Here is a 25,835-nt window from a genome sequence, read left to right on the forward strand (position 1 = left end):
CCGGCACATGTGCTCTAGCCGGTGCGTGCTCGTGTAAGGGGACCGGGTGGCTCTCGGTCCTCCTGCTGACCAGTCATCAATGCGCTCCTGAAGAAGCGGTGGTCATGGAAGTGAACGTCGATCGGGTACGGCCGAGGCTGCGTGGGGACGTCTACGTCATGCGCGTGCCGGAGGGTGCTTACATCCGCAGCAACCTGGGCGGGTCGATACTCAAGGGCGCGTCGACGTACGAGTGGATCCAGCGGATCGCGCCGATGCTGGACGGCAGCAGGACCCTCGGCGAGCTGTGCGCCGCCGTGCCGGAGCCCAGCCGCGCCTCGCTGGCCAAGCTGGTGCTGCTGCTGCAGGGCAAGGGGTACGTCAAGAACGTGCTGGACGACCGCCCGCACACGCTCTCCGCCGAGCTGGCCAAGGCCTACGCGGCCAACATCGCCTTCATCGAGTACTTCACCGACTCGCCGGAACTGCGCTTCGAGAGCTACCGCGACAGCCGCATCGTGCTGGCCGGCTCCGGCCCGCTGCTCCAGGCGCTGACCAACTCCCAGCTGCGGGCCGGCGTCCGCGCCGTGCCGCTGGCGGCGTTCGCCGAGTCGCGGTTCGACCGCGACCGCGTCGCCGAGCACCTGGCCGCGGCCCGTGAGTCGGACCCGGAGCAGCAGATCGACTACCTGGAGGCCGACGCCCGGCAGCTCGACCGGGTGGCCGTCGACGCCGCCATGGTGCTGCATGTGGCGGATCGTCCGATGATCGGGCGCGCCCGGCTGCTGCCCGGGGTCGCGCTCGGCGCGGGCGCCGCGTTCGCGCAGGCGGTCGTGGCCGGTGACGAGGCGTGGATCGGCCCGGTGATCGCCAGGGACGGCGACGCCACGACGTGGGAGTCGGCCTGGCGACGCCTGGGCGCCCTGGCACCGGACCTGGTCGGCGCGGATCTGCGCGACCATCCGGAGGCGGCGCCCAGCGAGTTCCTGCGCGGCCCCACCGTCTCGCTGGTCGCCAACCAGCTGTGCTTCGCGGCGTTCCGGCACCTCACCGGCATCGACGGGAGCGCGGGGACGGACCAACTGGTCCGGTTCGACCTGGAGACGCTGGAGACCGCCACCCACGCGTTCCGGCCGCACCCGCTGGCGCTTCCGGTCGTCCCCGACGACCCGGCACGACTGGCCGCGCTGGCGACCGCGATGCCGGTCGACGACGAGGAACTGGCCCGACGCGCGGTGGACTGCGTCGACCCGCGCACCGGTCTGTTCGCCGAGATCACCGAGCGCGACTACGAGCAGCTGCCGCTCTTCGTCAGCGAGGTCGTGGTCTCCGACCCGGTCGCGCTGGCCGGCGGTCCGTTCCCGGTCCACGGCTGGGGCGAGACCGTGGTCGAGTCGCGGCAGCGGGCGGTCCGGCACGCGCTGGAGCGCTACGCGGCGGTCATGGTCGACTCCCGCAAGGGCGACCGGCTGCACGGCCTGGACGTGCTGAGCGGTGAGCCGGTCGCGGTCGACGCCGCGGCGGTCTTCCCGGCGCGGACCGCGGGTTCCGGGAGCGACTGGACCGGGGCCGTGCGCGCCGCGGTGGTCGCGGCGGCCAACGACCACGTGGCCGCGGCAGTGTCCACCGCGACCGAGCCGTTCGGCCGACTGGACCTGGACCGGGTCGAGCTGACCGGGCGCGGTGCGCGCTACCTGAAGCTGCTGGAGATCGTTGACCAGTCCTTCGAGGTCCACGACCTGTCCGGGCTGCTCGGGCTGCCCACCTTCGCGTTCTCCACCCCGGAGGGCACCGTCGCCTACGCCAGCGACCTGGAGGTCGGCGCCGCGCTGGAGCAGGGGCTGGAGCGGACGTTGCTCGGCTACCAGTCCCGGGCCGCCGAGCAGCCCGGCTACGCCCTCGCGCCCGTGCCCGACCTGCCCGCGAACCTGCGCGGGGAGTCCGGGGCCCGGCCGGGTCCGGTGACCCTGGAAGAGGTCGTGGCCCGGCTGACGCGCGACGGCGGACGGGTGGTCGCGGTGCCGCTGGACCACGATCCCGCCCTCGCGCGGCTGTGTCCCTTCGTGGTGCGAGCCGTGGTCGTCCATGGCTGAACAGCCTTACGTGTCCTTCGAACCGCATCAGGTGGTCGTCGGGCCGTGGGCACCGGGCTGTCCGGAGTGCCTGCGGACGCGACGCGCGGCCTCGGCATCCGCAGAGCGCACCGCCGAGCTGGCCGCCGAGGCGCCGAACCGGGAGCTGCCGACCTTCCTGGCGGACACCGTCGCCGGGTTGGGCTCGGCCGGCCCCGAGGCGCAGCGGTTCTGGATCGTCGACACGGCCACGCTCGCGCTGTCCCGGCACGGCTTCCTCAACGATCCGCGATGTCCCAGGTGTTCGGCCCTGCCGGCCGACACCGAGCAGGGAGCGAAGGTCGTCCGCGAGGTACGGCCCAAGCTGTCGCCGGAGTCGAGCCGGGTGCGGCTGCTGGACGGGGGCGCGTTGGCGGAGACCTACGTCGACCGGCAGAGCGGCCTGATCCCTTCGGTCACCTCCTACGCGCACCACTCGTTTCCGTTCACCGAGGCCGTCATGGCCGTGCCCGGCGTCTCCATGGAGGCGGCCGGATACGGCCGGACCCGGGACTTCGCCTCCGCGTGGTCGATCTCGGTGGCGGAGTCGCTGGAGCGGCTCTCCGCGTACGCGCCGGGCAAGCGGACCGGCGTCAGGGCGAGCTACGCCGAGGTGGCGGGCGCCGCGATCGATCCCCGGTCGCTGGGCCTGTACCCCGGCGACCGGTTCCGGACCCCGGGTTTCCGGTACCGGGAGTTCACCGAGGACGCGGTGGCCAACTGGGTGTGGGGCTACTCCTTCGGCCGCGACCGGCCGGTGCTGGTCCCGGAGAGCTTCGCCTACTACCGGCTCCCCGGCGGTGAGCCCGGGTTCGCGTGCGAGATCTCCAGCGGCTGCGCGCTCGGGGGCTGCTACGAGGAGGCGGTGCTGCACGGCATCCTCGAAGTCGCCGAGCGCGACGCCTTCCTGATGGCCTGGTACGGGCGGACTCCGCTGCCCGAGCTCGACCTGGCCACCGTGCCCGACCGCCGGATCCCGCTGGTGGCCGAACGCATCGAGCGGCAGGGCTACCGGGTGCACGTGTTCGACACCACGCAGGAGCACGGGATTCCGTCGTTCTGGACGTTCGCCGAGGACGTCACCGGAACCGAACGGCCCAGGGCCGTCTCGACCGGCGGCAGCGGGCTGCGCCCGGCCGAGGCGGTACTGGCCGCTCTGCACGAACTGAGCCAGACCGTCGAGTACGTCACCATCCTCGCGCTCGATCCCAACTGGCTCGACCGCGCCCGGCACCTGGCCGACCATCCGGACGAGGTCGTCTCGATGGCCGACCACCTGCTCTGCGCGGCCAATCCGGCCACCTTCGACCGGTATTCCTTCTTGACCGACGACCCGGTGACGTCGACCTGGCAGCAGAGACTCGAACGCTGGCGCTGGCCGAGCAACGCCGAGATCGGCGCGGATCTCGACGAGTCCGTCCGGCGCTTCGCCGCGGCCGGCCTGGACGTCGTCGCCGTCGACACCACCTCCACGGAACAGACAGCGGGAGGCTTCAGATGCGTCAAGGTGATAGCACCGGGCTCGGTGCCGATGACCTTCGGACACGCGGCCCGGCGGGTGACCGGACTGCCCAGGCTGTCCGAGGTGCGCAATCCGCACCCGCATCCCTTCCCGTGACCGGGGGCGCCGTGACCGCGCGCGAGGACGGCGTCGGCCGGGAGTTCCTGCGGGTCAGCCTGGAGGACCTCGCCGAGGCGATGGAGACCCGGCAGTCGGAGTACGGCAACCCGGACGAACCGCTGAAGTTCAAGATCTACCGGGGCCTGCCCCGACGCCCGCTGACGGCCAGGGTGCCGAGGGAGCTGGGCGCCGTCGAGGCGTTCGACGGGACGGCGCTGTCGACGCTGCTCCGCTACGGCTACGGCATCTCCCGGCAGGAGTTCGACACCAACGGGACCTGGCCCTACCACCGGATGGTCGCGTCCGCGCGCTGCCTGTTCGGCGTCCAGCTGTACGTCTGCCTGCCCGAGGGCGTCCACCACTACGACGCCCCGCACCACGCGCTGGTGCTGCTGCGCGAAGGGGACCACCGGCGGCTGCTGACCAGGGCGACCGGAACCGCAGGCGCCCTGCCCGAGGCCGTGTTCGTGCTCTCCGGGCTGTTCTCCAAGACCGCCTACATCTACCGCGACTACGCCTACCGGCTGTGCACCCAGGAGGCCGGCCTGCTCACCGGGAACCTCGACCTGGTCGCCCGGGCCATGGGCCTGGAGGCGCAGGTGCACCACCAGTTCGTCGACGAGCCGGTCCACCGGCTGCTCGGACTCGACCGCGACGAGGAACCGGCCCTGGTGGTGCTGCCGCTCCACTTCGCCGATGCCGATGCCGATGCCGATGCCGACGCCGACGCCGGCCGGCGGCGGGACCCGGTCCCGCGGACGGCCGCGGCGCTGGCGGCGACCATCGACCCGATCGGTCCGACCGCGGTCCCCAGCGGACTGAAGGTCACCCAGGCCTGTCCGACACTGACCAAGGTCAACCGCGCCTCCTTCCGCACGGACACCTCGACCTTCGCGGCGGCCGCGCCGGTCGCGCCCGACCTGCCCGACACCGAACCGCTGCCCCTGCCCGGGGCCCGGGTCCCGCCGGTGAACCTGGCGGCGGTGCTGCGGGCGCGCGACTCCGGCCCGGGGATCTTCCGGCCGGTCGCCTCACGGGTCGACGGCATCGAACTGTGGACCCGGCTGGCCCGGATCCGCACCGGCGTCACCAGCGACGCCGTCCCGGCCGGGGTGCCGGTCCCGCTGGAGATCTACCTGACCGTCGGCGACCTCGACGGCATACCGGCGGGCTGCTACCGGCTCGACCAGGACACCGGCGCGCTGCGCCCGGTCGTCCGGGCCGGCGCCGACACCGGGATCGACGCCGGGATCGACGCCGTCACGGCGATCGAGCGGGTCACCATCCCCGGACCGGTGTTCCGGGACATGAACGCCATCGTCCATCTCGTCGGCGACCGTGACTGGGCGTTCGACACCTTCGGCGACCGGGGCTACCGCGTGCTCAACCAGGAGGCCGGTCTGCTCGCGCACCGGGTGTGCATCGCCGCCGCGGCACAGGGCATCTCCGGACGGGTCGTCAACGCCTACCACGCCGAGGGGGTGCGCGCGGCCCTCGGACTCACCGAGCAGCGCCACACCCCGGTCTTCCAGATCCTGCTGGCCAGAACCGGGCCCGGCGGACGGATGATCGTGCCGGTCGAGCCCGAGGCGGGGGAGTGATGGAGCGACTGCGGGAGACCCGCCCCGACTCGGTGCACCACGAGCTCGGCCCGGCCGTGGTGGTGCGCCTGGCCGGCAGCCCGGTCGCCGCACTCGAAGGGCTGCGGTGCGCGCAGAGCTGGCGCACCGCGGCGGACCTGGTGGCGCTGCGCACCGTGATCGCGGACGCGACCGGCGAACTGTCGGACCTGCTGCACGCGGCGATCGGCGCCGCCGGCGACGGCGAGCTCAAGGCCAGGCTGGTCGCGGTGCGCCGGGCGGTGCACCGCGGTCGCCGGGTCGACCCCGCGCGCCTGGTCGACGTGCCCGCCGACCTGGTCGCTCCGGTCCAGGAGTGGACGGCGCGGCTGGCCGAACGCGACCGGCTGCTGGCGGCACTGCCGGAGCAGCTCGACCAGGACTGGGCCGCGAGCTACGAGTCGCTGCGCACGGCGGCCCAACTGCCCGCCTTCCAACTGGGTCTGGTGCACGCCAACCCGGACCTGTTCCTGGCCCTGCGCAAGTGGTTCGGCACCGGACACGCGCCGCAGCGCCAGACCGTGCTGCGGCTGGCCCAGTACCTGGCCCGCTCCGCGGCGAAGACCAGCCCGTACTCCACCTTCACCAGCAGCGGTCTGGCCGCGTGGGGCGAGGCCGAGGACATCGTCGGGTGGTCCGGGCCGCAGGACCGGGGGCAGCCCGTCGCGGCGACCTCGACCGAGGTCAGCGTCGGGTCGCTGCACCAGATCGCGCGTGCCGTGTGCGAACGCCCGGAGTTCGTCGGGGGGTGCCGGATCCGGATCAACCCCAGCGCCACGGTCACCGATGACGTGCTGCTGTTCCTGGGCCGGCGTCCGATCGAACACGTGCACAGCCTCGCGCTCACCCCGACCCTGCGCCGGGTGATGGAGCTGACCACCCCGGGCAGCACCCTCAACGACCTGAGGGGCAGGCTCAAGGCCCTGGCCGGCGACGGCAGCCAGGCCGACGCGTTCCTGCGCCGACTGGTGGCGCTGGGCCTGCTGGAGCTGGTCCCGCCGCTCGCCGACCAGTCCCCGGACCCGGTCGCCGACCTGCGCGGCTGGCTGAACCAGCTGCGGCAGCCCGGTCTGGAACGGCTGGACCGGACCCTGCAGGGGCTGCACGAGGCGCTGGCGAGCTACCCCACGATCACCGCCCCCGGCGACCGGGTCGCCGTCCGCGACGCGGTGATCCGCAGTCTGGACACGGCGCTGCGGGAGGTGGGGGACCACGCCCACGCGAACAACCCGAAGCTGGCCAAGGAGTTCGCCCGGTACAGCTTCTACGAGAACGCGGTGCACCCGGGGACGACGGCGGTGCTGGACCGCAGGAGCTGGCAGCCGCTGCTGGCCGACCTCGACGCGGTGCGCACCCTGCTCGGCCTGATCGGGCCCGACCTGCCGTTCAAGCTCACCCTCAGCTCGATGTTCCGGAGCCGCTACCCGGTCGGTGCCCGGATCCCGCTGGTGGTGTTCTACCGGGACGTGCTGGCCGAGCAGTCCGCCGCGGTCGCCTCGGACCCGGCCGCGCGCGGGCTGCACCCGGTCCACAGCCGGTTCGCCGACGAGGACAGCCCGGTCGAGGCGGTGCGTGAGCTGTACCGGCTGCGCACCGCCAGCAAGCGGCTGCTGGGCGAGCGGACGCCGGACCGGGACGGAGTGGTCCGCATCGATCCCGAGGAGGTGCGCACCCTGGCCAAGGAATGGCCCGGCTGGGTCCGCACGCCGACGTCCGTCGCGGTCTACTGCCAGCTCGCCGCCGCCGCGCACGGTCCGGAACTGGTGGTCAACACCATCAGCTCCGGCTTCGGCCGCGGCCGCAACCGGGTGCGGCAGATCCTGGACGTGCTGGACCTGCGCGACGGACTGCCGGCCGAACCAGGGCCGGCCGCCGGCCGCGACGACGTCCTCTTCGCCGAGTTCGAGGCCGTGGCCCGGTCCGCGGTCAACGTCCGGAAGCCGGGTGTCCGGCTGGCCGTCGACTATCCCGGGGTGCGCAGCGTGCGCGAGGACGAGGAGCTGCTCCCGGTCAACGACCTGGATGTGCGGATCGGGGCGGACGGGCTGCTCGCGCTGGTGTCGCGGCGGCTGGACCGGCAGATCTGCCCGGTGCACCCGGGGCTGGCCGCCGACCGGCTGCTGCCGCCCACCGCCCGGTTCATGATCGAGGCGTTCGGCGAGTCCAACACCTGGTTCGGCGCGCACACCGAGCTGCGGATGACCTCGGACCCGCGCGCGGACAACGGCGTGCGCCATCTGCCCCGGCTGATGGTGGGCGACGTGGTGCTGCGCCGCGCCATGTGGATGACCCGCGCGGACCGGATGCCCCGGCGGGCCGACGGTATGACCGACGCGGCCTGGATGCTGCGGACGGCCGGCTGGCTGGCCGAACACGGCATCCCCGAGCGGTGCTTCGTCACCGTGCTCGACCCGGCCTCCCTGGGCCGGCCCCAGAACGGCCAGGGTCCGAGCAACGACACCAAACCGAACTACGTGGACTTCGCGAGCATGCTGCTGCTGCTCGGGTTGGAACGCCGGCTCGCCGAGCCTAACGCGATCGTGCAGATCAGCGAGATGGTGCCGGATCCCGGCCACCTCCGCGGTGAGCGCGTCGCGGAGTACATCGTGGAACTGAACGAGCCCGGAGTCACACATGTCTGAGCGCAGTTGGGTCAGTGCCCACCTCTTCTACCACGGCGACCAGGATGCCGTGGTCGTCGGTGTCATCAGGCCCGCGGTCGAGCGGCTACGCCGAGCCGGGACCGCCGACGGCTTCTTCTTCCTCCGCTACTGGGAGGGCGGACCGCACGTCCGGCTGCGGGTGCTCACCCGGCCCGAGCACGTCCGCTCGGTCCGTTCGGTGATCGAGGAGACGGCCGCGGAGTTCTACCGGACGTCGCCGTCGCGGTCGGCGATGACCGAACGGGACTACGCCGAGTCCGCCTCCGGCCTGGCCAAGCTGGAACGGATGGACGACTACGACACCGTGCTCCACCCGGACAACTCGGTGGCGTTCATCGACTACCTGCCGCAGACCGAGGTGTTCGGCACCGGCCGGGCGCTGGAGGCGGTCGAGCGGCAGCTGATGTCGGCCAGCGTGCTGGCGGTCGAGCTGATCGCCCGGGGCCGCACACCGGGTCAGCGCGCCATGGACGCCTTCGCCATGCTGGCCGCCAACCGCACCGTCTTCACCGGCATCCTGCCCGAACTCGCCTACCAGGCGCGGTTCATGGTCGAGAGCGGTGGCTCGGGGGCGAAGCTGATGCAGTCCTCGGAGTTCGAGCGGTACTTCGAGGCCAACAAGGCCCCGCTGCGGGCCGGCCTGGAGGCGGTGTGGGCGTCGACGCGGGGCGTGGCGCTGCCCGACGCGTCCGTGGCGAGCAGGTGGCTGACCACCGTGCGGGACGTCAACGACACCCTGGTCGAACTGGAGCTGCTGGGCGAGCTGGACGCCTACCCCGACTTCGAGGCCCCGGCCGACGTGCTGCAGCACATCAACCACCTGGTGCCGCAGCTGATCGTGGAGCGGTGCACGCACCTGATGTGCAACCGGCTCGGCATCAGCCTGGCCCAGGAGTCCCACCTGCGGCTGCTGCTGACCAGGACCGCCTTCGACCTGTGCGCGGTGTGAGCGGATGAGCAACGAGGCGACGCGCTACCAGGAGAACGTGCACACCCCCACCGAAGTGGTGAACAAGGAGGCGTACCCGCCCCGGCTGGTCAAGAGCTACCCGGGGGCGCCGCGGCACGCGCTGCCGTGGCCGCCGGAGAAGTCCGCGCACCGGCTCGGCCGGATGCTCGCCGACCTCGGCGGCATCACCCGGGCGCAGTGGCTGACCCCGCTGGACATGCTGCCCTTCACCGACAGCTTCGAGGCCATCCCGGACGCCGATCCGCTGCAGTGGCTGGTGACCCGGCGCCCGACCCCCTCGGGTGGCGCCCGGTACAGCTCGGAGTGGTACGTCATCGCCGGTCCCGACTCGGAGGTGCCCACCGGCGTCCACTACTACGACCCGGCCCGGCACGACCTGGTGCGGCTGCGCGCGGGCGACTACCGCCACTGGGTGGCGTCCCGGCCGGCCGCCACGGTGCTGGTGCAGACCAACGTGTTCTGGCGGCTGGCCGCCAAGTACGGCGAGATGTACTACCGGCTGGCCTGTCTGGAGGCCGGGATCCAGGTGGCGCAGGCGCTGGTGGTCGCGGGCGACCAGAACGCCACGGCCCGGCTCTGCTTCCCCGACGCCGACGTCACCGAACTGCTGGGGCTCGATCCGAGGGAGGAAGGGGTGCACGCGGTCGTCGAACTGGTCCCGCCGGTGCCCGCCGCGTTCGGCGGCCCTCGCTCGCCGCCTTCCCGCGCGCCTTCGGCGCACACGCGGCCGTGCTCGCCGAGAGCCGCCCCGGACCGGAACCGCTGCCGGCCGCACCCTCGGGCGACGGCGAGCGGATCAGCCTGCCGCTCGCGGCCGCGGATCTGCCGACCGGCACCCGGACCCGGCACGCGGCCATGCGCGGCTTCAACGGCGAGACCATGTCCATGGGCACGCTGGCCACGATCCTGGCCGGCTACGGTCAGCAGCCGCACTGGGACCTGCCGGCGAACCTGGTCGAGTTCTACTGCGTCGTCGCCGACGTCACCGGGGTCCCGTCCGGCGCGTACCGCTACCACCCCGGCGAGCACCAACTGGAGTTGGTGGGCGAGGGCGATCCCCGGCAGCGGCTGCGCGAGGCCGCGCTGGCCGCGCTGACCCAGCAGGGCGCCCGCACGGCGAACGTGTGGCTGCTGCCGGTGGGGGACGCCGAAACCGCCGAGGAGCGGTTCGGCAACCGCTGGTACCGCGTGCAGCAGGCGGCCGCCGGTGCCGCGCTGCACCGCGCCTGCCTCGCCGCGGCGGCCGTCGACGTGGCGAGCCGGATCCAGAACGACGTGCTCACGCACCTGCTGGACGACTGGTTCGGCCTGGAGGGCCGGAAGCGGAGCCTGCTGGTGGCGCAACTGGGCACGGAGCACCCCGCCGGGCTGCGCCCCGAGTTCCGGCTGACGTGGTGAGGGAGAACCGCTGGTGAGCGACACCGTGATCGGTGACGGCCTGCTGGCCGACGCCATCGCCCGGCGTCCGCCGTCGATGCTGGTGGTGGCGCGCGACGGCTGGGACACCGGCGACTGGGCCCCGGCCCACGACCGGGGCGAGCCCTGGCTGCCGGTGTGGACCGAGCTGGACCGGGTCGTGATCGGCCCGCTGGTCCGGCCCGGTGAGCGCGGCTGCGTCTGGTGCCTGCAGAAGTGGCGGTCCAGCGCGCCCCGGCGCGACCCCTGGACGACCGAGCTGCGGAAGGACGACCGGGTCGCGACCCGGCCGTCGACCTGGCTGTCCGGCTTCGCCGCCGACGCGGTGCGGGAGCTGGTCCACTCGGGCGTCGCCAGGGACTGCTGCCGGTACCTCGACCTGCGCGACCTGTCGCTGACCCGGCACACGTTCCTTCCGGACCCGCTGTGCCCGGTCTGCGGCGCGCTGCCCGACGACACCGCCGAGCGGGCCGTGATCGCGCCCCGCCCGCGCCCCAAGCCCCGGATCCGCGCCAGCAGGACCGGCGAGCTCTCCGAAGCCCGGCTGACCGAGCTCTACGTGGACGCCGAGACCGGGGTGGTCGCCCCGCCCAGCGGGCTGCGCGACTCGATGGTCCCGCTGGCCGAAGCGGTCCTGGCCGAGTACGGCTACCGCGGCGAGGCCGGCTTCGGGCGCACCCGCGACTTCGCCTCCTGCCGGGCCACCGCGGTCGCCGAGGCACTGGAACGGCTCGGCGGCCAGTGGCCCTGGGGCAAGCGGACCACCGTGCGCGGCAGCTACGCCGAACTCGCCGGGGACGCCCTCGATCCGCGCTCGTTCGGCCTGTTCCCGGCCGAGCGCTACCAGGAGCCGGACTGCGAGTACCAGCCCTTCACCGAGGACGCCGTGGTGTCCTGGGTGTGGGCGTACTCGTTCCGCCAGGGCCGACCGGTGCTCGTCCCGGAGACGCACGCGTACTACCGGACGCCCTGGCGACCGGGGGCCCGACCGGACAAGCCGTTCACCTTCGAGATCTCCAACGGCTGCGCGCTCGGCGGCAGCGTGGAGGAGGCGATCCTGCACGGGATCCTGGAGGTGGTCGAGCGCGACGCGTTCCTGATGACCTGGTACGCCCGGATGCCCGTGCCGGAGGTGGACCTCGCCCGGGCCCCCGACCCGCGGATCGGGCTGGTCGCCGAGCGGATCCGGCGCACCGGGTACCGGGTGCGGGCCTTCGACATGACCCTCGCCGAGGCGATCCCGGCGTTCTGGGTGCTGGCGCAGGACACCACCGGCGACGACACCCGGCCGAAGGTCGTCTGCACCAGCGGCTCGGCGCTGGACCCGGTCGCCGCGGTGCTCACCGCGCTCGGCGAGCTGGCGCCCATCGTCGAGCAGGAGCAGGCACGCTACCCGGCCGAGGCCGAGCGGGCCCGGCGGATGGCCGCCGATCCCGAGCTGGTGCGGATCATGACCGACCACTCGCTGTGCAGCGCCACGCCGGAGGCGTTCGACCGCTTCTCCTTCCTGCTCGGCGAGGACCGGGTGACCGGCTGGGAGCAGCTCCTCGGCCGCGCGCCCTGGCCGTTCCGGGCCGACCTGCGCGACGACCTGACCGAGGCCGTCGGCCGGATGCTGGCGGGCGGCATGGACGTGGTGGTCGTCGACCAGACCTCGCCGCTGCACCGGGCCGCCGGCCTGCACTGCGTGAAGGTGATCGCCCCCGGCGCCCTGTCCATGACCTTCGGCCACCGCAACCGGCGGATCACCGGACTGCCCCGGCTGCGGGAGGTGCCGCACCGGCTCGGCCACGCGCCGCGCCCGCTGACCGACGCCGACATCAACCCCCACCCCCACCCGTTCCCATGACCGACCACGCCACCACCTTCGGGGTACGGGTCGCGGGTCTGCCCGCGACCGTGCTCGACCAGCTCGTGGACCACCGGCTGCGGCAGGCGCTGCTCACCATGGCCGGAACGGCGGCCGAGCTGACGGCGGACGCCGCCGCCCTGTCCGACCGCTGCCACGGGGTGATCGGCGCCCTGACCGACGCCAGGGCGAAGCCGAAGCTGGTCGCACTGCGGCGGACCGTGCACCAGTGGCGCGATCCGGCACGGCTGCTCGCCGAGCCGCTGGCCGCCGAGGCGCTCGGCGCCGAACTGGCGGGCGACATCGCCGAGTTCGGCCGGGCGGTGGGCCGGTACCGCGCCGACCGCGCGCGGTTGCCGACCCTGCTGGCCGAAGCGGACCGGTCCGTCGAAGCCCGGCTGCGCGCGATCGGCGCCGACCCCCGGTTCGACCAGGGCCTGGCCTTCGCCAGCCCCACCCTGCACGAGGTGCTCCGGCGCAACCCCGGGCGGCAGGAGCTGATCCGGCTGGCCGTCTACGTCGCGCGGGCCGCGGCCAAGACCAGTCCGTTCAGCACGTTCACCGCCAGCGGCCTCGGCAGGTTCGTCCCGGACGGGCCGGCGCTGCGCTGGACCGCCACCGCGCAGCCGCGCTCGATCGTCGAACTCGACCTGTCGGCCCTCGGCCCGCCGGCCGCGAGGCTGGCCGGGGTGCGGGTCCGGGTCAATCCGAGTGCGCATCCGGTGGGCGACACCGTCCGGTTCCTCGGACCGGCGCCGGCCGAGGAACTGCTCACCCTGCCGCTGACCCCGCCGCTGCGGCACTGCCTGCGCGCCGCCGCCGGTCGGCCCACGCTGGCCGAGCTGACGGCCGGTTTCCCCGCGCCGCCGGAACGGGCGGCCGGATACCTGCGCTCGCTCGTGGCCGGCGGCCTGCTGCTGGTCCGGCCGGACTTCGACGAGCACGGCGTCGACCCGCTGGGGCAGTTGGCGGACCGGATACCCGAACTGGACCCGGTCCGGAAGGAACTGCGCCGGTACCGGAGCGCGGACGGGACCGACCGGGTCGCGCTCGGCCCGGCGCTGGGCGAGCAGCTGTCGGCCCTCGGCATCACCGGCAAGCTGCGCGACGTGGTGACCGAGCAGTCGGTCATCCCCGGGGTCGTGGTCGAAGCCGGCCGGCCGGCCTGGCGGGAGCTGCTGGAGGAGCTGGCGGTCGGCTGTCGGCTGCTCGCGGTCTTCGACAGCACGCTGCCGTTCAAACTGGCGATCGCCGCGTTCCTCCGGGAACGCTTCGGCACCGGGACACCGGTGCCGTTCGACCGGTTCTACACCGAGCTCCTGCGTGACGGCCACGAGGCGGTGCGACTGCATCCGGCCGCGGTCGCCTTCGACATGACCGGCCCCGGCGAGACCCTGGCGGCCAGCCCGGTCCCGGAAGTGCGCCGACTGGTGGGCCTGATCGCCGACGTCCGGCGGGCACTGCCCGACCGGCAGCGGATCGAGCAGGTGCTCGACGGCCTGCCGGCCTGGGTGCGACCGGTCGGTTCGGTCGCCGTGTACGCCCAGTACGACGGTGGCAATCTGATCGTCAACGCGGTGAACTCCGGATTCGGCCGGACCCGGTCCCAGGTGCGCCGGCTGCTGAGCCACCTCTCGGACGACCCGCTCCCGGTCGACGTGGTCCGCCCCGGCGCGCCGACGTACGCCGAGTTCACCCAGACCCTTGCCACCTCGCTCAACCAGCGCGAGCTCGCCCTGCCGGACCGGCTCGACTACCCGCCGGCGGCCCGACTGACGGTCGGCCTGGGCGACGACGGGCTACCGGTCCTCCTCGACGGCGGATCGGTGGTCCGTCCGGTCCACGGGGGACTCTCCTACGAGCGGCAGTTCCCGCCGGTGATGGCGCTGTTGATCGAGGCCTTCGGCGACAATCCCATCCTGTTGCGGCCCGACCAGCCGCTGCAGCACGACCCGGGCGCCGGCCGGGGGGAGGGCCGGGTGCTGCACGCGCCGCGGCTGAGCATCGGGCACGTGGCGCTGCGGCGGGCCACCTGGGTGGCCCAGCCGGGGACGCTGCCGCGCCGTGCAGCGGGTCAGTCCGACGCGGACTTCCTGCTCACCGTGACCATCTGGCTGGCCGAGCACGGCATCCCGCCCCGGTTCTTCGTGTCCGTGCTGCGGATGCGCGCCATCTCGGTGGGTTCGGCCGCGGGCGACCGCACCCGGAAGCCGATGTACGTCGACATCGGATCACCGCCACTGGTCCTCGCCTTCGAGCGGCTGGCCAGGGACCCGGACAGCGCGGCGGTGATCTACGAGGTCGCGCCGGAACCGGAGGCCGCGATCGTCGACCACCGGGGCGCGCCCAGAGTGACCGAGTACGTCATCGAACTCAACTGCCGAGGAGGCGAGGAGAAGTGACCGAACACCTGTGGCGCAGCGTGAACGTCCACCACCACGACAGCGACCGGACCGACCTGCTGCTGGACGCGGTGCGCCCGTTCATCACGGCAGTGGCCCCTGCGGTGTCCAGGGTGTACTTCCAGCCGCACTGGCGGCGCGGGCCGCACGTCCGGATCCCGATCCAGGCGAGTGCCGAGACCTTCGACACCGTCGTCGCACCGGCCGTCGCCGAGGTGCTGGAGGGGTACCTGCGGGCGCACCCGTCCAGCGTGGTCCTGGACGAGCAGGCAGCGCTCGCCCAGCACGTCCGGCTCGCCGAGCAGGAGCGCGAGCGCGGGCCGCTGACGCCCTGGGCGGCCAACAACACCGTCGGGACCGAGCCCTACGACCGGCGCCAGGACGTCCTCGGCGGGCCGGCCGCGGCCGACCTGCTCGCCGACTACTACGTCGACACCAACGACACGGTGTTCGACATCCTCGACTGGGTCCGGGGCGGCGGTTCGAAGATGGCGCTCGCCGTCGACATGTTCATCGGGGTGGCGAACCGGTTCCTCCCACCGGTGACCTACGGCTACCTGTCCTACCGCGGACACGCCGACTCCTTCCTGGCGAAGATGCCCGACGGCCTGCGCGAGCGCTTCGACCGGGTCTACGAGGCCAGTGCGGAGCGCTTCCGGCAGCGGGTCGTCGAGATCACCGGGGCGGCCGACTACCACGACGTCCTGCTGTTCAGCGCCCTGCCCGACATCCTGCTCCGCTACCGCAACCAGGCCAACGAGCTGATCGTGACCGGTGAGCTGGCGCTCGACGCCGACGCCAACGGCGACCCGGAGGAGTGGGGCTCGACCTGGAGCGCCTGGTCGGAGCGCAGCCCGTTCCACCGGGCACTGGGGGGCCACCGGGGAGCGGCCGACCAGCTCGGCGGCTGGAACACCTTCCAGCAGTACCGGGTGGTACTGAACTGGCTCTACCTCAACATGTACCGGCTGGGCATCGGCGAGCTGGAGCGCAACCTGATCTGCCACGTGGTCTCCCGGGCCGTCGAGGACGTCCACGGGGTGACCGCGATGGAGCGGATCCAGGACCTGATCGGATTCGTCGACAGCGGCGGTCGCCTGTAACCGGCTCAACGGAGGAAGGAACAACGCATGAGTCACGCCGTCACCGTCAGCGGACTTGTCAAGCGCTACCACCCGCACGCCCCGGCAGCCGTGGACGACCTGAGCTTCACCGTCGACCGGGGCGAGGTCTTCGGCCTGCTCGGCCCGAACGGGGCGGGGAAGTCCACCACGGTCGGCGTGCTGACCACCCGGATCCTGCCGACCTCGGGCCGGTGCCTGGTCCTCGGCACCGACGTGGTGGCCCAACCGGCCAGGGCCAAAAGGCTGCTGGCGGTCGTGCCGCAGCGGCAGAACCTGGACCGCTCCCTCGACGTGCGGCAGAACCTGCTCTTCCACGCGCGCTACCACGGCATCGGCCGGGAGGAGCGACTCGGCCGCGCCGACGAGCTGCTCGGCCTGATGGGGCTCAGCGACCAGGCCGGCCAGCGCGTCGAGCGGCTCTCCGGCGGCCAGGCGCAGCGGGTCGTCATCGCCCGGGCGCTGATGCACGCACCCGAGGTGCTGTTCCTGGACGAGCCCTCGACCGGTCTGGACCCCCAGTCGCGGCTGTTCCTGCACGAGCGGATCCGCGAACTGCGCGACCGCGGCGTCACCGTCGTGCTCACCACCCACGACATGGACGAGGCCGAGAGCCTGTCCGACCGCATCGGCATCGTCGACCACGGCAGGCTCCTGGCGCTGGACACACCGGCCGCGCTGACCGGGGCACTCCCCGGAGGCACCGTCATCACCGCACGGGTGAGCGGTGAGCAGGTGCCGGCCGACACGATCGTCGCCGCGCTGACCGAGCTGCCCGGAGCGGGCGCCGCCGAGCACGAGGCCTCGCCGCGCGAAGCCGGGACCGGCTTCGGCCACTGCTTCCGGGTGCGCACCGAGAAGGATCCGTCGGTGCTGCTGCCGGAGGTGCTGCGGATCATCGTGGACCAGGGGGCCGAGCTGGTCGACCTGTCGATCGCCCGGCCCAGTCTCCAGGACGTGTTCATCAGCCTGACCGGAAGGGAACTGCGGTGACCACCCTGACCGAATCGGCCGGCCCGGCTTCGAGCCCCGACACCGGCACCGCCGACCCGACGGCGCAGCACCACGTCGGTCCGGTGGCGCGGACCTTCCTGGCGGTGCTGTGGCGCGACGTGTACACCACCACCCGGCGGCCGACCGCGTTCCTGGTGCAGGTGATCGTCCAACCGCTGCTGCTGTTCTTCGTCTTCGGCAAGGTGCTCGGCACGGCCGGCTACACCAGGAGCGACTTCGGCGCGACGCTGCTGCCGGGCGTGATGGCGCTGAACGCGCTGCTGGTCTCGCTGCAGAACACCGCGATGCCGCTGATCATGGACTTCTCCTGGTCCGGCGAGATCGAGGACAGGCTGCTCGCACCGCTGCCCGGGTCCCTGGTCGCGGTGGCCAAGATGGTGTTCGGCACCCTGTGCGGCCTGTTCGCCGGGCTGGTCATGGCACCGATCGGGTTCCTGGTGCTCGGCACCTCCGGCTGGCCGCTGTCGGCCTGGCCGGGCGCGGTGCTGATCCTGCTGCTCGGCTCGGCGACCGGCGCCGGTATCGGCCTGATGCTGGGCACGGTCGTGTCCCCGGAGCGCATCGGCGTCACCTTCTCGCTGGTCCTCGCCCCGTTGACGTTCACCGGATCCGTCCAGTACCCGTGGTCGTCCCTCAGCCACTTCAGATGGTTCCAGGCGGTCTCCGCGATCAACCCGCTGACCTATGTCAGCGAGGGGCTGCGGGCGGTGGCCCTGCCCGGGCTCGCGTCGTCGATCCCGCTGTGGACGGACACGCTGGTGCTGCTGTTCGCCATGACCGTCACCGGCGCGATCGGCATCAGGGGGTTCATGTCGCGCGCGCTCGGTTGAGCGGCTCTTGAAGCATCGTCAGCAGATGATTGGGTAACCGTGGGTGAGGAAAGCTTGCTGGATGTGCGGAGAGGCACCTCGCCAGAAGTGAACCGGCGCTCCCGCAGGGCGCGCCGCACCACCTGTCGGCTCGTGCGAACGGGCCTCGACACAATCGGGGACAACGGATGAACAGGAACCTCAGGACCGCCGCGCCGATGGTCTTCGCGGCACTCGTCGTCGGCGGCTTCATGATCAGCTCTTCGATCGGCGTCGGCGTCTGCGTGGTGGGCGGCATCCTGCTCGGAGCGCTGTACGCGACCACCAACGGCGGCGGCAGGGACCGGGACCGGGACCGGTGACCGGCCGACCGCGATGACCGGCCCCGCCCGGTAGCGGACCACCCGGCGCCGGGCCCGGGGAGTCCGGCGACCCCCTACAGCCAGCCGCGGGCCTCCGCGGTCCTGGCCGCCTCGACCCGGTTCCGGGCCCCCAGCTTGGCCATGGCGCTGGACAGGTAGTTGCGCACGGTGCCCTCGGCCAGGAAGAGCCGCACCGCGATCTCGGCATTGGTCGCCCCGTCCGCGACCGCGCGCAGCAGTTCGCGCTCCCGGTCGGTCAGCGGATCGGCCGCGTCCCACGCGGCCACCGCCAGCTCCGGCGCGACCACCCGCTCGCCCGCGTGCACCCGGCGCAGGGCGGCCGCCAGCTCGCCGATCGGCGAGTCCTTCAGCACGTAGCCGGCCACCCCGGCGTCGACCGCGCGCCGCAGGTAGCCGCTGCGCGCGAACGTGGTCACGATCAGCACCCGGGTGGGGTCGCCCGCCCGGTGCAGCTCCGCGGCCAGGTCGAGTCCGGTGCGGCCCGGCATCTCGATGTCGGTCACCAGCACGTCCGGCCGGTGCTCCAGCACCGCGGCCAGGGCCTTGTCGCCATTGGTCGCGGTCGCCACCACCGTGATGTCCGGCTGCAGGTCCAGCAGGGAGGCGAACGCGCCCAGCACCATGCCCTGGTCCTCGGCCAGCACCACCCGGATCACCCGGCCACCTCGACCGGCACCGTGATGGTCAGCGTCGTGCCGGGCGAGCCGGTGCGCTGCACCGCGCCGCCGAGCCCGGTGATCCGCTCCCGGAGCCCGGTCAGCCCGGTGCCCTCCGGGGCGCTGCCGCCGATCCCGTCGTCCGCGATCACCAGCCGCACCCGCCCCTCGTCCGCGTCCAGTCCGATGTGACAGGTGGAGGCGTTCGCGTGCCGGGCCACATTGGTGACCGCCTCGCGCAACGCCAGCCCCAACTCGTGCTCGGTCGCCGCGAGCAGGATCAGCCCGCCGTCGTAGTCCACCCGCAACGCTACCCCGGTCCCGGCCAGCGCACGCCGCGCCGCCTCCAGCTCCGCGCGGATATTGGTCTGCCGCCAGCCGGTGACCGTGCTGCGCACCGCGCTCAGCGCCTCCCGCGCGTTCCGCTCGATCTCCTCGGCCTCGGCGCAGGCCCGCTGCGGGTCGGCCAGCACCAGCTCCCTGGTCAGCTGGGCGCGCATCACCACCGCCGTCAGCGAATGCCCGAGCAGGTCGTGCAGGTCGCGCGCGATCCGCTCGCGTTCCGCGATGGTCGCCATCAGCCCGACCTGCGAGCTGCGCAGCCGCTGGTTCTCCAGCTCCCGCCGCCGGTCGTGCTGCCTGATTTCGAGCAGACCGACCACCCAGATCAGCACCAGCGCCGACCCGAAGCCCAGCAGCCGGTAGGGGATCGGCACCCGCGACACCAGCGCCGTGGCGAGGTCCAGCACGGTCAGGCCGGCGAACCACCGCCGTGCGACGTGCCACGGCAGGGCCTTGCCGGCCGCGGCCGCCGCGTAGACGAACAGCACGCTTGCGTCGGCGTTGAACGGCGTGGCGAGCGCGCCGATCACGACCATCGGCACGATCGAGGACCACACCAGCCGCGCGGAACGGCCCCGCAGCAGCGCCACGGCGTAGAGCACGACCGTGGACGCGCAGACCACGGTCGCCAGCGGCCACTCCCACCATGCGGGATCCGGGGAGAAGTACGGCTGCGCCAGGACGAACAGCAGGTAGCCGAGGTAGAGCCAGTCCCAGGTCCGCAGCCGCTCGGCCACGGACCCGGAACCAGCGGCGTCGACGGTGCTCATATCCGGGCGTGACGGTAGGACAGGGCGGCCACAGCGCCGGCCACGGCCGTGGTGACCACCAGGGCCAGGACGTGGATCATGGCGCTGCCGTCACCCAGTTGAGCGAGCCCCAGCTGCGCCAGGTGGTAGGTGGGGAGGAACTTCGCGATCTCCCGCACGACCGAGGGCAGGAACCGGATCGGGATCCACAGCCCGGACATCACGGCCAGCGGAAACAGCACCGCGTTGAGCAGCGCGATCGCCGCACCCGTGCGGAACTGGAAGCCGACCGCCACGCTCAGCAGCGTGAACGGGATGCTGCCCAGCAGCAGCACCACCGCCAACCGGAGCAGCGCCCAGGGGGAGGCGTGGAGCGTGCCGAAGGCCTCGGCCCCGATCCCCATCAGCACCAGTACGCCCACCCCGTAGAGGAGCGCGGCCGTGGCCTTGGCGGCGAGGCTGATCCCGATCGGCACCGCGGACACCCGCTTCATCCGCAGCCAGCCCAGGTCCCGGTCCTGCGCGACCCCGATCCCCGGCTGCAACGAGGCCACCGTGATCACCCCGTAGGTGCCGAACGTGGCCACCATCGCCGTGCCGGCCGAGAGGCCCTGCGTGGCGTCGTGCCCGTACAGCAGGTTGAACAGCACGAAGAACCCGACCGGCATGAGGACGCCGAAGAACAGCGAGGTCGGCTCCCGCACGATCGCCCGCAGTTCGTCCCGCAGCTCGACCCCGAAGACCCGTCCCATCATCGTGTTCATGCCGCCGCCTCCGCACCGTTGGTCAGCGAAACCACGGCCTCCTCCAAGCCCGCGTCCTGCACCCGCAACTCCGAGAGATCCGGATCCCGGTCGAGCAGCACCCGCAGCAGGTCCTCCGGGGAGCGCGTCTGGATCTTCACCAGGTCGTGCTCCCGCCCGACCGACAACACACCCGGCATCCGCCCCAGTTCCTCCAGGTCAAGGCTGCTCCTGACGGTCACCGTGCGGTTCGGCACTCGGGACACTAGCTCCTCCGGCGTCGCGTCCGCCAGTATCCGGCCGTGGTCGAGCACCACCACGCGGTCCGCGACCGCGGCCGACTCCTCGATCAGGTGGGTGGTCATCAGCACCGCGGCTCCCTGGGCCCGGCGCCGCGCCAGGATCTGCCAGAAGTGCCGCCGGGCCGAGGTGTCCAGTCCGACCGTCGGCTCGTCCAGCACCAGCAGCATCGGCTCGGTGACCAGCGCCATCGCCAGCTGGACCCGCTGCCGCTGGCCGCCGGAGAGCTTCGACACCCGCCTGCGCGCCAGATCGGTCAGCCCGAGCTCCGCCAGCACCGGACCGGCCGCGGGCGCCCGCAGCCCGCCGCGGACGGCCGCACCGGTCACCAGCTCGTTCACGGTCAGGGTGTTCGGAAAGCCGAGCGTCTGCTGCGCCACGCCCAACCGCCGACGGGTCGCCGCGCGGCGCGGATCACCGCCCAGGATCCGTACCGTCCCGTGCTGCGGCGCCAGCAGCCCGACCGCGAGCATCACCAGCGTCGACTTCCCGGCCCCGTTGGGCCCGAGCAGGGCGACGCACTCTCCCGGGTCGACCCGCAGGTCCACGCCGTCCAGCGCGAGCGTCTCGCCGTACCGGTACCGCAGCCCCTCGGCTGCGAGCACTGCCTGATCCGTTTCCATGGTCGCCAAGCTCCCATCCGCCGGCCACGGTCGGTAGTGATGCCCAGTCAGCGGCGGTCGGTGACAAATGTCAATCCCGAACCGACCGGTCGGCCGATCGGTCGGCGCCGTGGAAGACGCAGCCGACCATGGCGCCGCTGCCCATGCTGACCACCCCCACGGCCGGATCGGCACTGGCCCGCACGAACCCGCCTGCGTACCCGTCGTCGTCGGCACCGCGCGCACCCAGGTAGAGGCCCCAGTTGAGGAAGAGGTCCTGCAGGCCGCCGGCACCGTCGGGAAACGGCTCGGCGGCGGGACGCACCCGGTGCTGGAGCACGAACGGACCGTTCATGGCGGAGGTGACCCTGCTCCGCCACTCCGCCGCGCCCGCCCGCCAGCCGGCGGTGATTCCATTGCCGCCGTGCAGCAGCGTCGGCTTGAGGATCAGCTCGTGCTGGTGGGCCAGGGCATGGGCGAGCAGGTCGACCCGGGCGCCGCCGGGGTCCGTGGCGTACGGGCGTACGTACCGGGTCCAGGGCAGGAGCCGGTCGACGCAGGCCAGCTCGGCGGCGTCGAACAGGTCGCGGTGCTGCTCGTCGGAGAGCATCGCCAGGGCGCCCTTGTTGCCGTACAGCTCGGCGTCCAGCCGGCTGAACAGGCCCACCCGGCCCTGCTCGACCGCGAGCAGCAGCGGCTCCAACTGGGCCGCCGCGGTGGGGTCGGTGAGGTCCTCGGGCAGGAAGTACCGGTAGACCACGTCGACGGCCCGGCCCGAGGCCGTCGGACGGCCGTTCGGGTAGGTGAGCTCGCCGAGGTCGCAGGCGATCCCCTCGGCCCCGTAGCCGGCCAGCTGCTCGGCGAAGATCCGCAGCCGGGGCCCCACGACGGTGAAGTTGTCCACCGTGTCCACCACGGCGACGAGGGGCGCCCGGTCGGCGGGTATGTTCGCGGCGCACTCGGCGTACATGGTCCGCACCATCCGGCCCAGGGTGTCCAGGTAGCGGAGCCCGTGCCGCCGGACGAACTCGTCGAGCGGCGGGTACGCCAGCATCGCCCGGTTGAGGTCGGCGTTCTCGAAGCCGCCGAGCGCGCTGGTGAGATTGAACTCCAGGAGTTTGAACCCCGCACCGTCGTGGTAGAGATCGGCCCGCCCCAGCGGGTGGAGCGCCCCGGTCCGGGCGCTCCGGGTGATCAGCGCCGACTGCCTGGCATCCATGCCGACCGCCGCCGCCAGCGCGGTGATGCTGCCGCCGAACAGGCGCTCCGGCAGCGAGCGCAGCAACTCGTAGACCGTGTGCAGGTCTTGGACGACGGTGCGGCGCTCGTCCTCGCCGAGGAAGGCCGGGCCGTCCAGGAAGCGCTCCCGGTACGCCAGGGTGAGGGTGGCCGACTCCCTGGCGGCGGCCGTGGGGTGCCGGCCGCCCGTCGACGCCTGCTGCGCGAGCTGCTCCCCGTACGCGTGGCCCAGCCGCGATCTGAGTGGTCCGGGCAGCCTGGTGATGGTCATGGGAAGTCCTGATTCGCTAGTGGGTGGTTTCCGGGCCGATCGCGGTCCCGGCCGTCCGCCCGCACCCGGCCGGGGCCGCCGGGGCCGGCCCGTAGCCCGTGCCCCGGGCAGGATGCGCCTCCACCATTGCCCGCAGACCGGGCAACCCGTCGACGAACTGTCGGCTCAGTCGGCATCCGTCGGCGACGGGGGCTGCTCGGCGCTCCGCCCGAGGCGGGTGGTCCACCGGCGGCGGGAGCCCGCCAGGAGCGTCACCGCGACCACCGGCCGGGAGGAGTCACGGTCAGGGCGCAGCCGTTGCGAGTCGGCCAGTTCCGCCGTCGACGGGCTCATGACGCCGCGTGGCAGTGCAGCCGGCAGTCCATTCGTTTCCTTCTTCGAGATGCCGCCCCGTCATTGACGCACCATCAGCCCCTCGTGCCCATCGGGACCCGTGCGCTCAGGTTCACGACAATAGTCGGCGTCAGCGGCGGCGTCGAGAGGAAGATCGGGTCCGTCGGCCGGACAGGTCGGACGCCTCCGGAGAAGATCGAATTCCATCCGGCCGGAGGGGCCCGTGCGCTGCGGTCTTCTGATATGTTCGCCGCCGCTGGGCGCTGAATCGGCGGCCGGCACGGTGCATGGACGGGAGGGCAGCCCGGCAACCTGGCATTCACACATACCGCGTCAAGACTTCCGGTTCGCGTTGGCGCCCGTTCGATTCGGCGCGGCGGCCGGCGGCCTATCGGTCTTGATTTCTTCGTCCTTTCCCACGCTTCGCCCAGCGGCGGCCCGCCGGCCGTGACGGCTGTCGGCTGCACCAGCGGCGGCGTGACCGAACCGCTCGACGCACGGTCCGGAACGGGGACATCCCGATGAGTCACCTGAGAGTCTGCTGTCAGGGCTGCCATGGAGCAGCCGCGCACACCGAAGGATGAGGACAACGTTCATGGGAACCTGCGAACCGGATGCGGCGAGGCAAACCAACAGTACTCGCCGTTGCCTCTCACGCCGTCCGCGGACCTGCCACCTCGGGTCCCACGGAGGCATACGTTGAGTCCCACGGCGGGTCTGCGGAGCGCCCGTCCCGAGGTCGCCGAACCGGTGACGGTCGCCGTCATCGGAACCGGGGCGATCGGCCGGGACCTGGTGAGCAAGATCGACCGGTCGCCGGCGCTGGAGTGCCGGCTGGTGGCCGGACGCAATCCGGAGTCGGCGGGCCTGCGGTACGCCGAGAGCCTCGGCTATCCCACCACCGCCGGCGGCATCGAGGCCGTGCTGGCGGCCCCGCGCCCGTTCGACGTCGTCTTCGACGCCACCAGCGCCGCGTCCCACCGGGTCCACTGGCCGCTGCTCGAACCGCTCGGGACGCTGGTGATCGACCTGACGCCCAGCAAGGTCGGGCAGATGGTGGCGCCCACCGTGACCGGGGTGTCGCCGGCCACCGGACGGAACGTCAATCTGATCAGCTGCGGCGGTCAGGCGGCGGTCCCGGTGGTGCACGCGCTGGCCGCCCGCTTCCCGGTGAGCTACTTCGAGGTCGTCTCGACCGTGGCCAGTACCGTCGCGGGCCGTGCGACCAGGATGAACCTGGACGAGTACGTGGCGACCACCGGCCACGCCGTGACGACGTTCTCCGGCGTGACCGCCGTCAAGGCGATCCTCAACATCAGTCCGGCGGTGCCGCCGGCGACCTTCCGGACGGCCGTCCGTGCCCGGACGGTCGGCGCCGACCCGGTGGTGGTGCGCGCGGTGGTCGACCAAGTGGCCGAGCAGGTGCGGTCGTTCGCCCCCGGGTACGAGGTCGTCTCCTGCACGGCGGTCGACGACCTGGTGACGATCACCCTCCGGGTCACGGCGCACAGCGACGTCCTGCCGCCGTACGCCGGGAACCTCGACATCATCAACTCCGCCGCGGTCATGGTCGCCGAGCAGTACGCGACCCGCCCGGACCGGATGTCCCGGACGGGAGTGGCCTCATGAAGCAGCTGGTGATCCACGACCCGACCTTGCGGGACGGCCAGCACGCGGTCCGGCACCAGCTCGGGCTGACCGCGATCAGGCGCTACGCGGAGGCGGCGGACGCCGCGCGGATCCCGGTGGTGGAGGTCGGCCACGGCAACGGCCTGGGCGCCTCCTCGCTGCAGGTCGGGCTGGCCGCGGCGAGCGACGACGATATGCTGTCGACCGTCCGCGAGGCGCTGCTGCACAGCCGGATGGGCGCCTTCATGCTGCCCGGCTGGGGCACCTCCGAGGACCTCCGGCGGGCGATCGGCCACGGGGTCGACGTCTTCCGCATCGGCGTGCACGCCACCGAGGCGTCACTGGCCGAGCGCCACCTGGGCTTCCTCCGGGACGCCGGGGCCGAGGCCCACTGCGTACTGATGATGAGTCACATGGCCTCCGCCGGGGAACTGGCCGAGCAGGCCGCGCGGGCCGTCGGGTACGGGGCGCAGGCCGTGGGGATCATGGACTCGGCGGGTCACTTCCTCCCCGCGGACGTCACCGCGCGGATCGGAGCCATCGTCGGGGCGGTCGACGCCGTCCCGGTGATCTTCCACGGGCACAACAACCTCGGGATGGCCGTCGCCAACTCGGTGGCCGCGGCCGACGCCGGCGCCCTGATCATCGACGGCTGCGCCCGCGGCTTCGGCGCCGGGGCGGGCAACACCCAACTGGAGGTGCTGGTACCGGTACTGGAGCGGAGCGGGTACGCCACCGGGATCGACCTGTACGGGCTGCTGGACGCCGCGGACCTGGCCGAGCGTGAGCTGATGCCCGCGCCGCCGGTGACCGCCTCGATGAGCATCGTCAGCGGGCTGGCGGGAGTGTTCTCCGGATTCAAGCACCGGGTGGTCGAACTCTCCGCGGCCGCCGGGGTGGACCCGCGCGACGTCTTCTTCGAACTCGGGCGCCGGCAGACCATCGCCGGCCAGGAGGACCTGATCGTGGACGTGGTGTCGGAGCTGAGCAGCCGCAAGACCGGCGGCTGACGCA

General features: G+C 72.8%; 21 protein-coding genes. 14 read left to right on the top strand and 7 right to left on the bottom strand.

Translation table 11 applies throughout. The features are described from left to right. The first annotated feature begins 104 nt into the window (after positions 1–104). From BS75_RS42045 to BS75_RS42065, 5 genes are read left to right on the top strand one after another with little or no spacing between them, the layout of a single operon-like run. Positions 105–2,072, top strand: coding sequence for a hypothetical protein (locus tag BS75_RS42045; RefSeq protein ID WP_152645975.1), 1,968 nt, complete (start codon positions 105–107; stop codon positions 2,070–2,072). Then, positions 2,065–3,708 (top strand): TOMM precursor leader peptide-binding protein, encoded by a 1,644-nt coding sequence (locus BS75_RS42050; protein WP_081983135.1) that lies wholly within the window; start codon positions 2,065–2,067, stop codon positions 3,706–3,708. Before BS75_RS42045 ends, BS75_RS42050 begins: the two co-directional genes overlap by 8 nt. Beyond that, a complete protein-coding gene (locus BS75_RS42055; protein WP_034091979.1) occupies positions 3,705–5,312 on the top strand; it encodes a SagB family peptide dehydrogenase in 1,608 nt (535 codons plus the stop codon). The genes BS75_RS42050 and BS75_RS42055 overlap by 4 nt, the downstream gene beginning before the upstream one ends. After that, positions 5,312–7,972, top strand: coding sequence for a lantibiotic dehydratase (locus BS75_RS42060; RefSeq protein WP_034091980.1), 2,661 nt, complete (start codon positions 5,312–5,314; stop codon positions 7,970–7,972). Before BS75_RS42055 ends, BS75_RS42060 begins: the two co-directional genes overlap by 1 nt. After that, entirely contained in the window at positions 7,965–8,942 is a 978-nt protein-coding gene (locus BS75_RS42065; RefSeq protein ID WP_034091981.1) for a lantibiotic dehydratase C-terminal domain-containing protein, read from the top strand. Before BS75_RS42060 ends, BS75_RS42065 begins: the two co-directional genes overlap by 8 nt. A gap of 96 nt (positions 8,943–9,038) precedes the next feature. Here the strand turns inward: BS75_RS42065 and BS75_RS48945 are convergent, their stop codons facing one another. After that, a complete protein-coding gene (locus tag BS75_RS48945; RefSeq protein ID WP_156164346.1) occupies positions 9,039–9,278 on the bottom strand; it encodes a hypothetical protein in 240 nt (79 codons plus the stop codon). Positions 9,279–9,692: 414 nt separating this feature from the next. Between BS75_RS48945 and BS75_RS48950 the strand changes: the two genes are divergently transcribed. From BS75_RS48950 to BS75_RS48955, 7 genes are all read left to right on the top strand, one after another. After that, positions 9,693–10,361: a nitroreductase family protein gene (locus BS75_RS48950; RefSeq protein ID WP_052070456.1), complete on the top strand. Its 669-nt coding sequence runs from the start codon at positions 9,693–9,695 to the stop codon at positions 10,359–10,361. A gap of 13 nt (positions 10,362–10,374) precedes the next feature. Next, entirely contained in the window at positions 10,375–12,228 is a 1,854-nt protein-coding gene (locus tag BS75_RS42080) for a TOMM precursor leader peptide-binding protein (RefSeq protein ID WP_052070458.1), read from the top strand. Continuing rightward, positions 12,225–14,630: a lantibiotic dehydratase gene (locus BS75_RS42085; protein WP_034091985.1), complete on the top strand. Its 2,406-nt coding sequence runs from the start codon at positions 12,225–12,227 to the stop codon at positions 14,628–14,630. The genes BS75_RS42080 and BS75_RS42085 overlap by 4 nt, the downstream gene beginning before the upstream one ends. Continuing rightward, complete coding sequence (locus BS75_RS47495) at positions 14,627–15,733, top strand: thiopeptide maturation pyridine synthase (protein WP_034091986.1); 1,107 nt, start codon at positions 14,627–14,629, stop codon at positions 15,731–15,733. The genes BS75_RS42085 and BS75_RS47495 overlap by 4 nt, the downstream gene beginning before the upstream one ends. 27 nt (positions 15,734–15,760) lie before the next feature. Beyond that, complete coding sequence (locus BS75_RS42095; RefSeq protein WP_034091987.1) at positions 15,761–16,744, top strand: ABC transporter ATP-binding protein; 984 nt, start codon at positions 15,761–15,763, stop codon at positions 16,742–16,744. After that, positions 16,741–17,595 (top strand): ABC transporter permease, encoded by an 855-nt coding sequence (locus tag BS75_RS42100; RefSeq protein WP_231608068.1) that lies wholly within the window; start codon positions 16,741–16,743, stop codon positions 17,593–17,595. Before BS75_RS42095 ends, BS75_RS42100 begins: the two co-directional genes overlap by 4 nt. A 167-nt stretch (positions 17,596–17,762) precedes the next feature. Then, positions 17,763–17,936 (top strand): hypothetical protein, encoded by a 174-nt coding sequence (locus BS75_RS48955; protein WP_156164347.1) that lies wholly within the window; start codon positions 17,763–17,765, stop codon positions 17,934–17,936. 74 nt (positions 17,937–18,010) lie between these two features. Here the strand turns inward: BS75_RS48955 and BS75_RS42105 are convergent, their stop codons facing one another. From BS75_RS42105 to BS75_RS48960, 6 genes are all read right to left on the bottom strand, one after another. Beyond that, positions 18,011–18,610: a response regulator transcription factor gene (locus tag BS75_RS42105; RefSeq protein ID WP_269330740.1), complete on the bottom strand. Its 600-nt coding sequence runs from the start codon at positions 18,608–18,610 to the stop codon at positions 18,011–18,013. Next, the gene (locus BS75_RS42110; protein ID WP_034091989.1) at positions 18,610–19,725 is read right to left on the bottom strand and encodes a sensor histidine kinase; all 1,116 of its coding nucleotides are present in this window, start codon (positions 19,723–19,725) and stop codon (positions 18,610–18,612) included. The genes BS75_RS42105 and BS75_RS42110 overlap by 1 nt, the downstream gene beginning before the upstream one ends. Further along, a complete protein-coding gene (locus tag BS75_RS42115) occupies positions 19,722–20,468 on the bottom strand; it encodes an ABC transporter permease (protein WP_197092017.1) in 747 nt (248 codons plus the stop codon). The genes BS75_RS42110 and BS75_RS42115 overlap by 4 nt, the downstream gene beginning before the upstream one ends. Next, positions 20,465–21,370, bottom strand: a complete 906-nt coding sequence (locus BS75_RS42120; RefSeq protein WP_034091990.1) for an ABC transporter ATP-binding protein — start codon at positions 21,368–21,370, stop codon at positions 20,465–20,467. Before BS75_RS42120 ends, BS75_RS42115 begins: the two co-directional genes overlap by 4 nt. 70 nt (positions 21,371–21,440) lie before the next feature. Continuing rightward, positions 21,441–22,859 carry a hypothetical protein gene (locus BS75_RS42125; RefSeq protein WP_034091991.1) on the bottom strand — a complete coding sequence of 473 codons (1,419 nt, stop codon included), beginning with the start codon at positions 22,857–22,859 and terminating at the stop codon, positions 21,441–21,443. Between the two features lie 165 nt (positions 22,860–23,024). Next, positions 23,025–23,192, bottom strand: a complete 168-nt coding sequence (locus tag BS75_RS48960) for a hypothetical protein (protein ID WP_156164348.1) — start codon at positions 23,190–23,192, stop codon at positions 23,025–23,027. Between the two features lie 699 nt (positions 23,193–23,891). Between BS75_RS48960 and BS75_RS42130 the strand changes: the two genes are divergently transcribed. Beyond that, positions 23,892–24,821, top strand: coding sequence for an acetaldehyde dehydrogenase (acetylating) (locus BS75_RS42130; RefSeq protein WP_034091992.1), 930 nt, complete (start codon positions 23,892–23,894; stop codon positions 24,819–24,821). After that, entirely contained in the window at positions 24,818–25,831 is a 1,014-nt protein-coding gene (gene dmpG, locus BS75_RS42135; protein ID WP_034091993.1) for a 4-hydroxy-2-oxovalerate aldolase, read from the top strand. Before BS75_RS42130 ends, dmpG begins: the two co-directional genes overlap by 4 nt. Positions 25,832–25,835: the final 4 nt, after the last annotated feature.

The organism is Streptacidiphilus albus JL83, assembly GCF_000744705.1.
Classification (GTDB): domain Bacteria; phylum Actinomycetota; class Actinomycetes; order Streptomycetales; family Streptomycetaceae; genus Streptacidiphilus; species Streptacidiphilus albus.

Coding starts and splice junctions, on each gene's coding strand:
- BS75_RS42045 (WP_152645975.1), top strand. CDS start 105: ATGGAAGTGAACGTCGATCGGGTACGGCCGAGGCTGCGTGGGGACGTC.
- BS75_RS42050 (WP_081983135.1), top strand. CDS start 2,065: ATGGCTGAACAGCCTTACGTGTCCTTCGAACCGCATCAGGTGGTCGTC.
- BS75_RS42060 (WP_034091980.1), top strand. CDS start 5,312: ATGGAGCGACTGCGGGAGACCCGCCCCGACTCGGTGCACCACGAGCTC.
- BS75_RS42065 (WP_034091981.1), top strand. CDS start 7,965: ATGTCTGAGCGCAGTTGGGTCAGTGCCCACCTCTTCTACCACGGCGAC.
- BS75_RS48945 (WP_156164346.1), bottom strand. CDS start 9,278: ATGACGTACCACTCCGAGCTGTACCGGGCGCCACCCGAGGGGGTCGGG.
- BS75_RS42085 (WP_034091985.1), top strand. CDS start 12,225: ATGACCGACCACGCCACCACCTTCGGGGTACGGGTCGCGGGTCTGCCC.
- BS75_RS42095 (WP_034091987.1), top strand. CDS start 15,761: ATGAGTCACGCCGTCACCGTCAGCGGACTTGTCAAGCGCTACCACCCG.
- BS75_RS48955 (WP_156164347.1), top strand. CDS start 17,763: ATGAACAGGAACCTCAGGACCGCCGCGCCGATGGTCTTCGCGGCACTC.
- BS75_RS42110 (WP_034091989.1), bottom strand. CDS start 19,725: ATGAGCACCGTCGACGCCGCTGGTTCCGGGTCCGTGGCCGAGCGGCTG.
- BS75_RS42115 (WP_197092017.1), bottom strand. CDS start 20,468: ATGAACACGATGATGGGACGGGTCTTCGGGGTCGAGCTGCGGGACGAA.
- BS75_RS42120 (WP_034091990.1), bottom strand. CDS start 21,370: ATGGAAACGGATCAGGCAGTGCTCGCAGCCGAGGGGCTGCGGTACCGG.
- BS75_RS42125 (WP_034091991.1), bottom strand. CDS start 22,859: ATGACCATCACCAGGCTGCCCGGACCACTCAGATCGCGGCTGGGCCAC.
- BS75_RS48960 (WP_156164348.1), bottom strand. CDS start 23,192: ATGAGCCCGTCGACGGCGGAACTGGCCGACTCGCAACGGCTGCGCCCT.
- dmpG (WP_034091993.1), top strand. CDS start 24,818: ATGAAGCAGCTGGTGATCCACGACCCGACCTTGCGGGACGGCCAGCAC.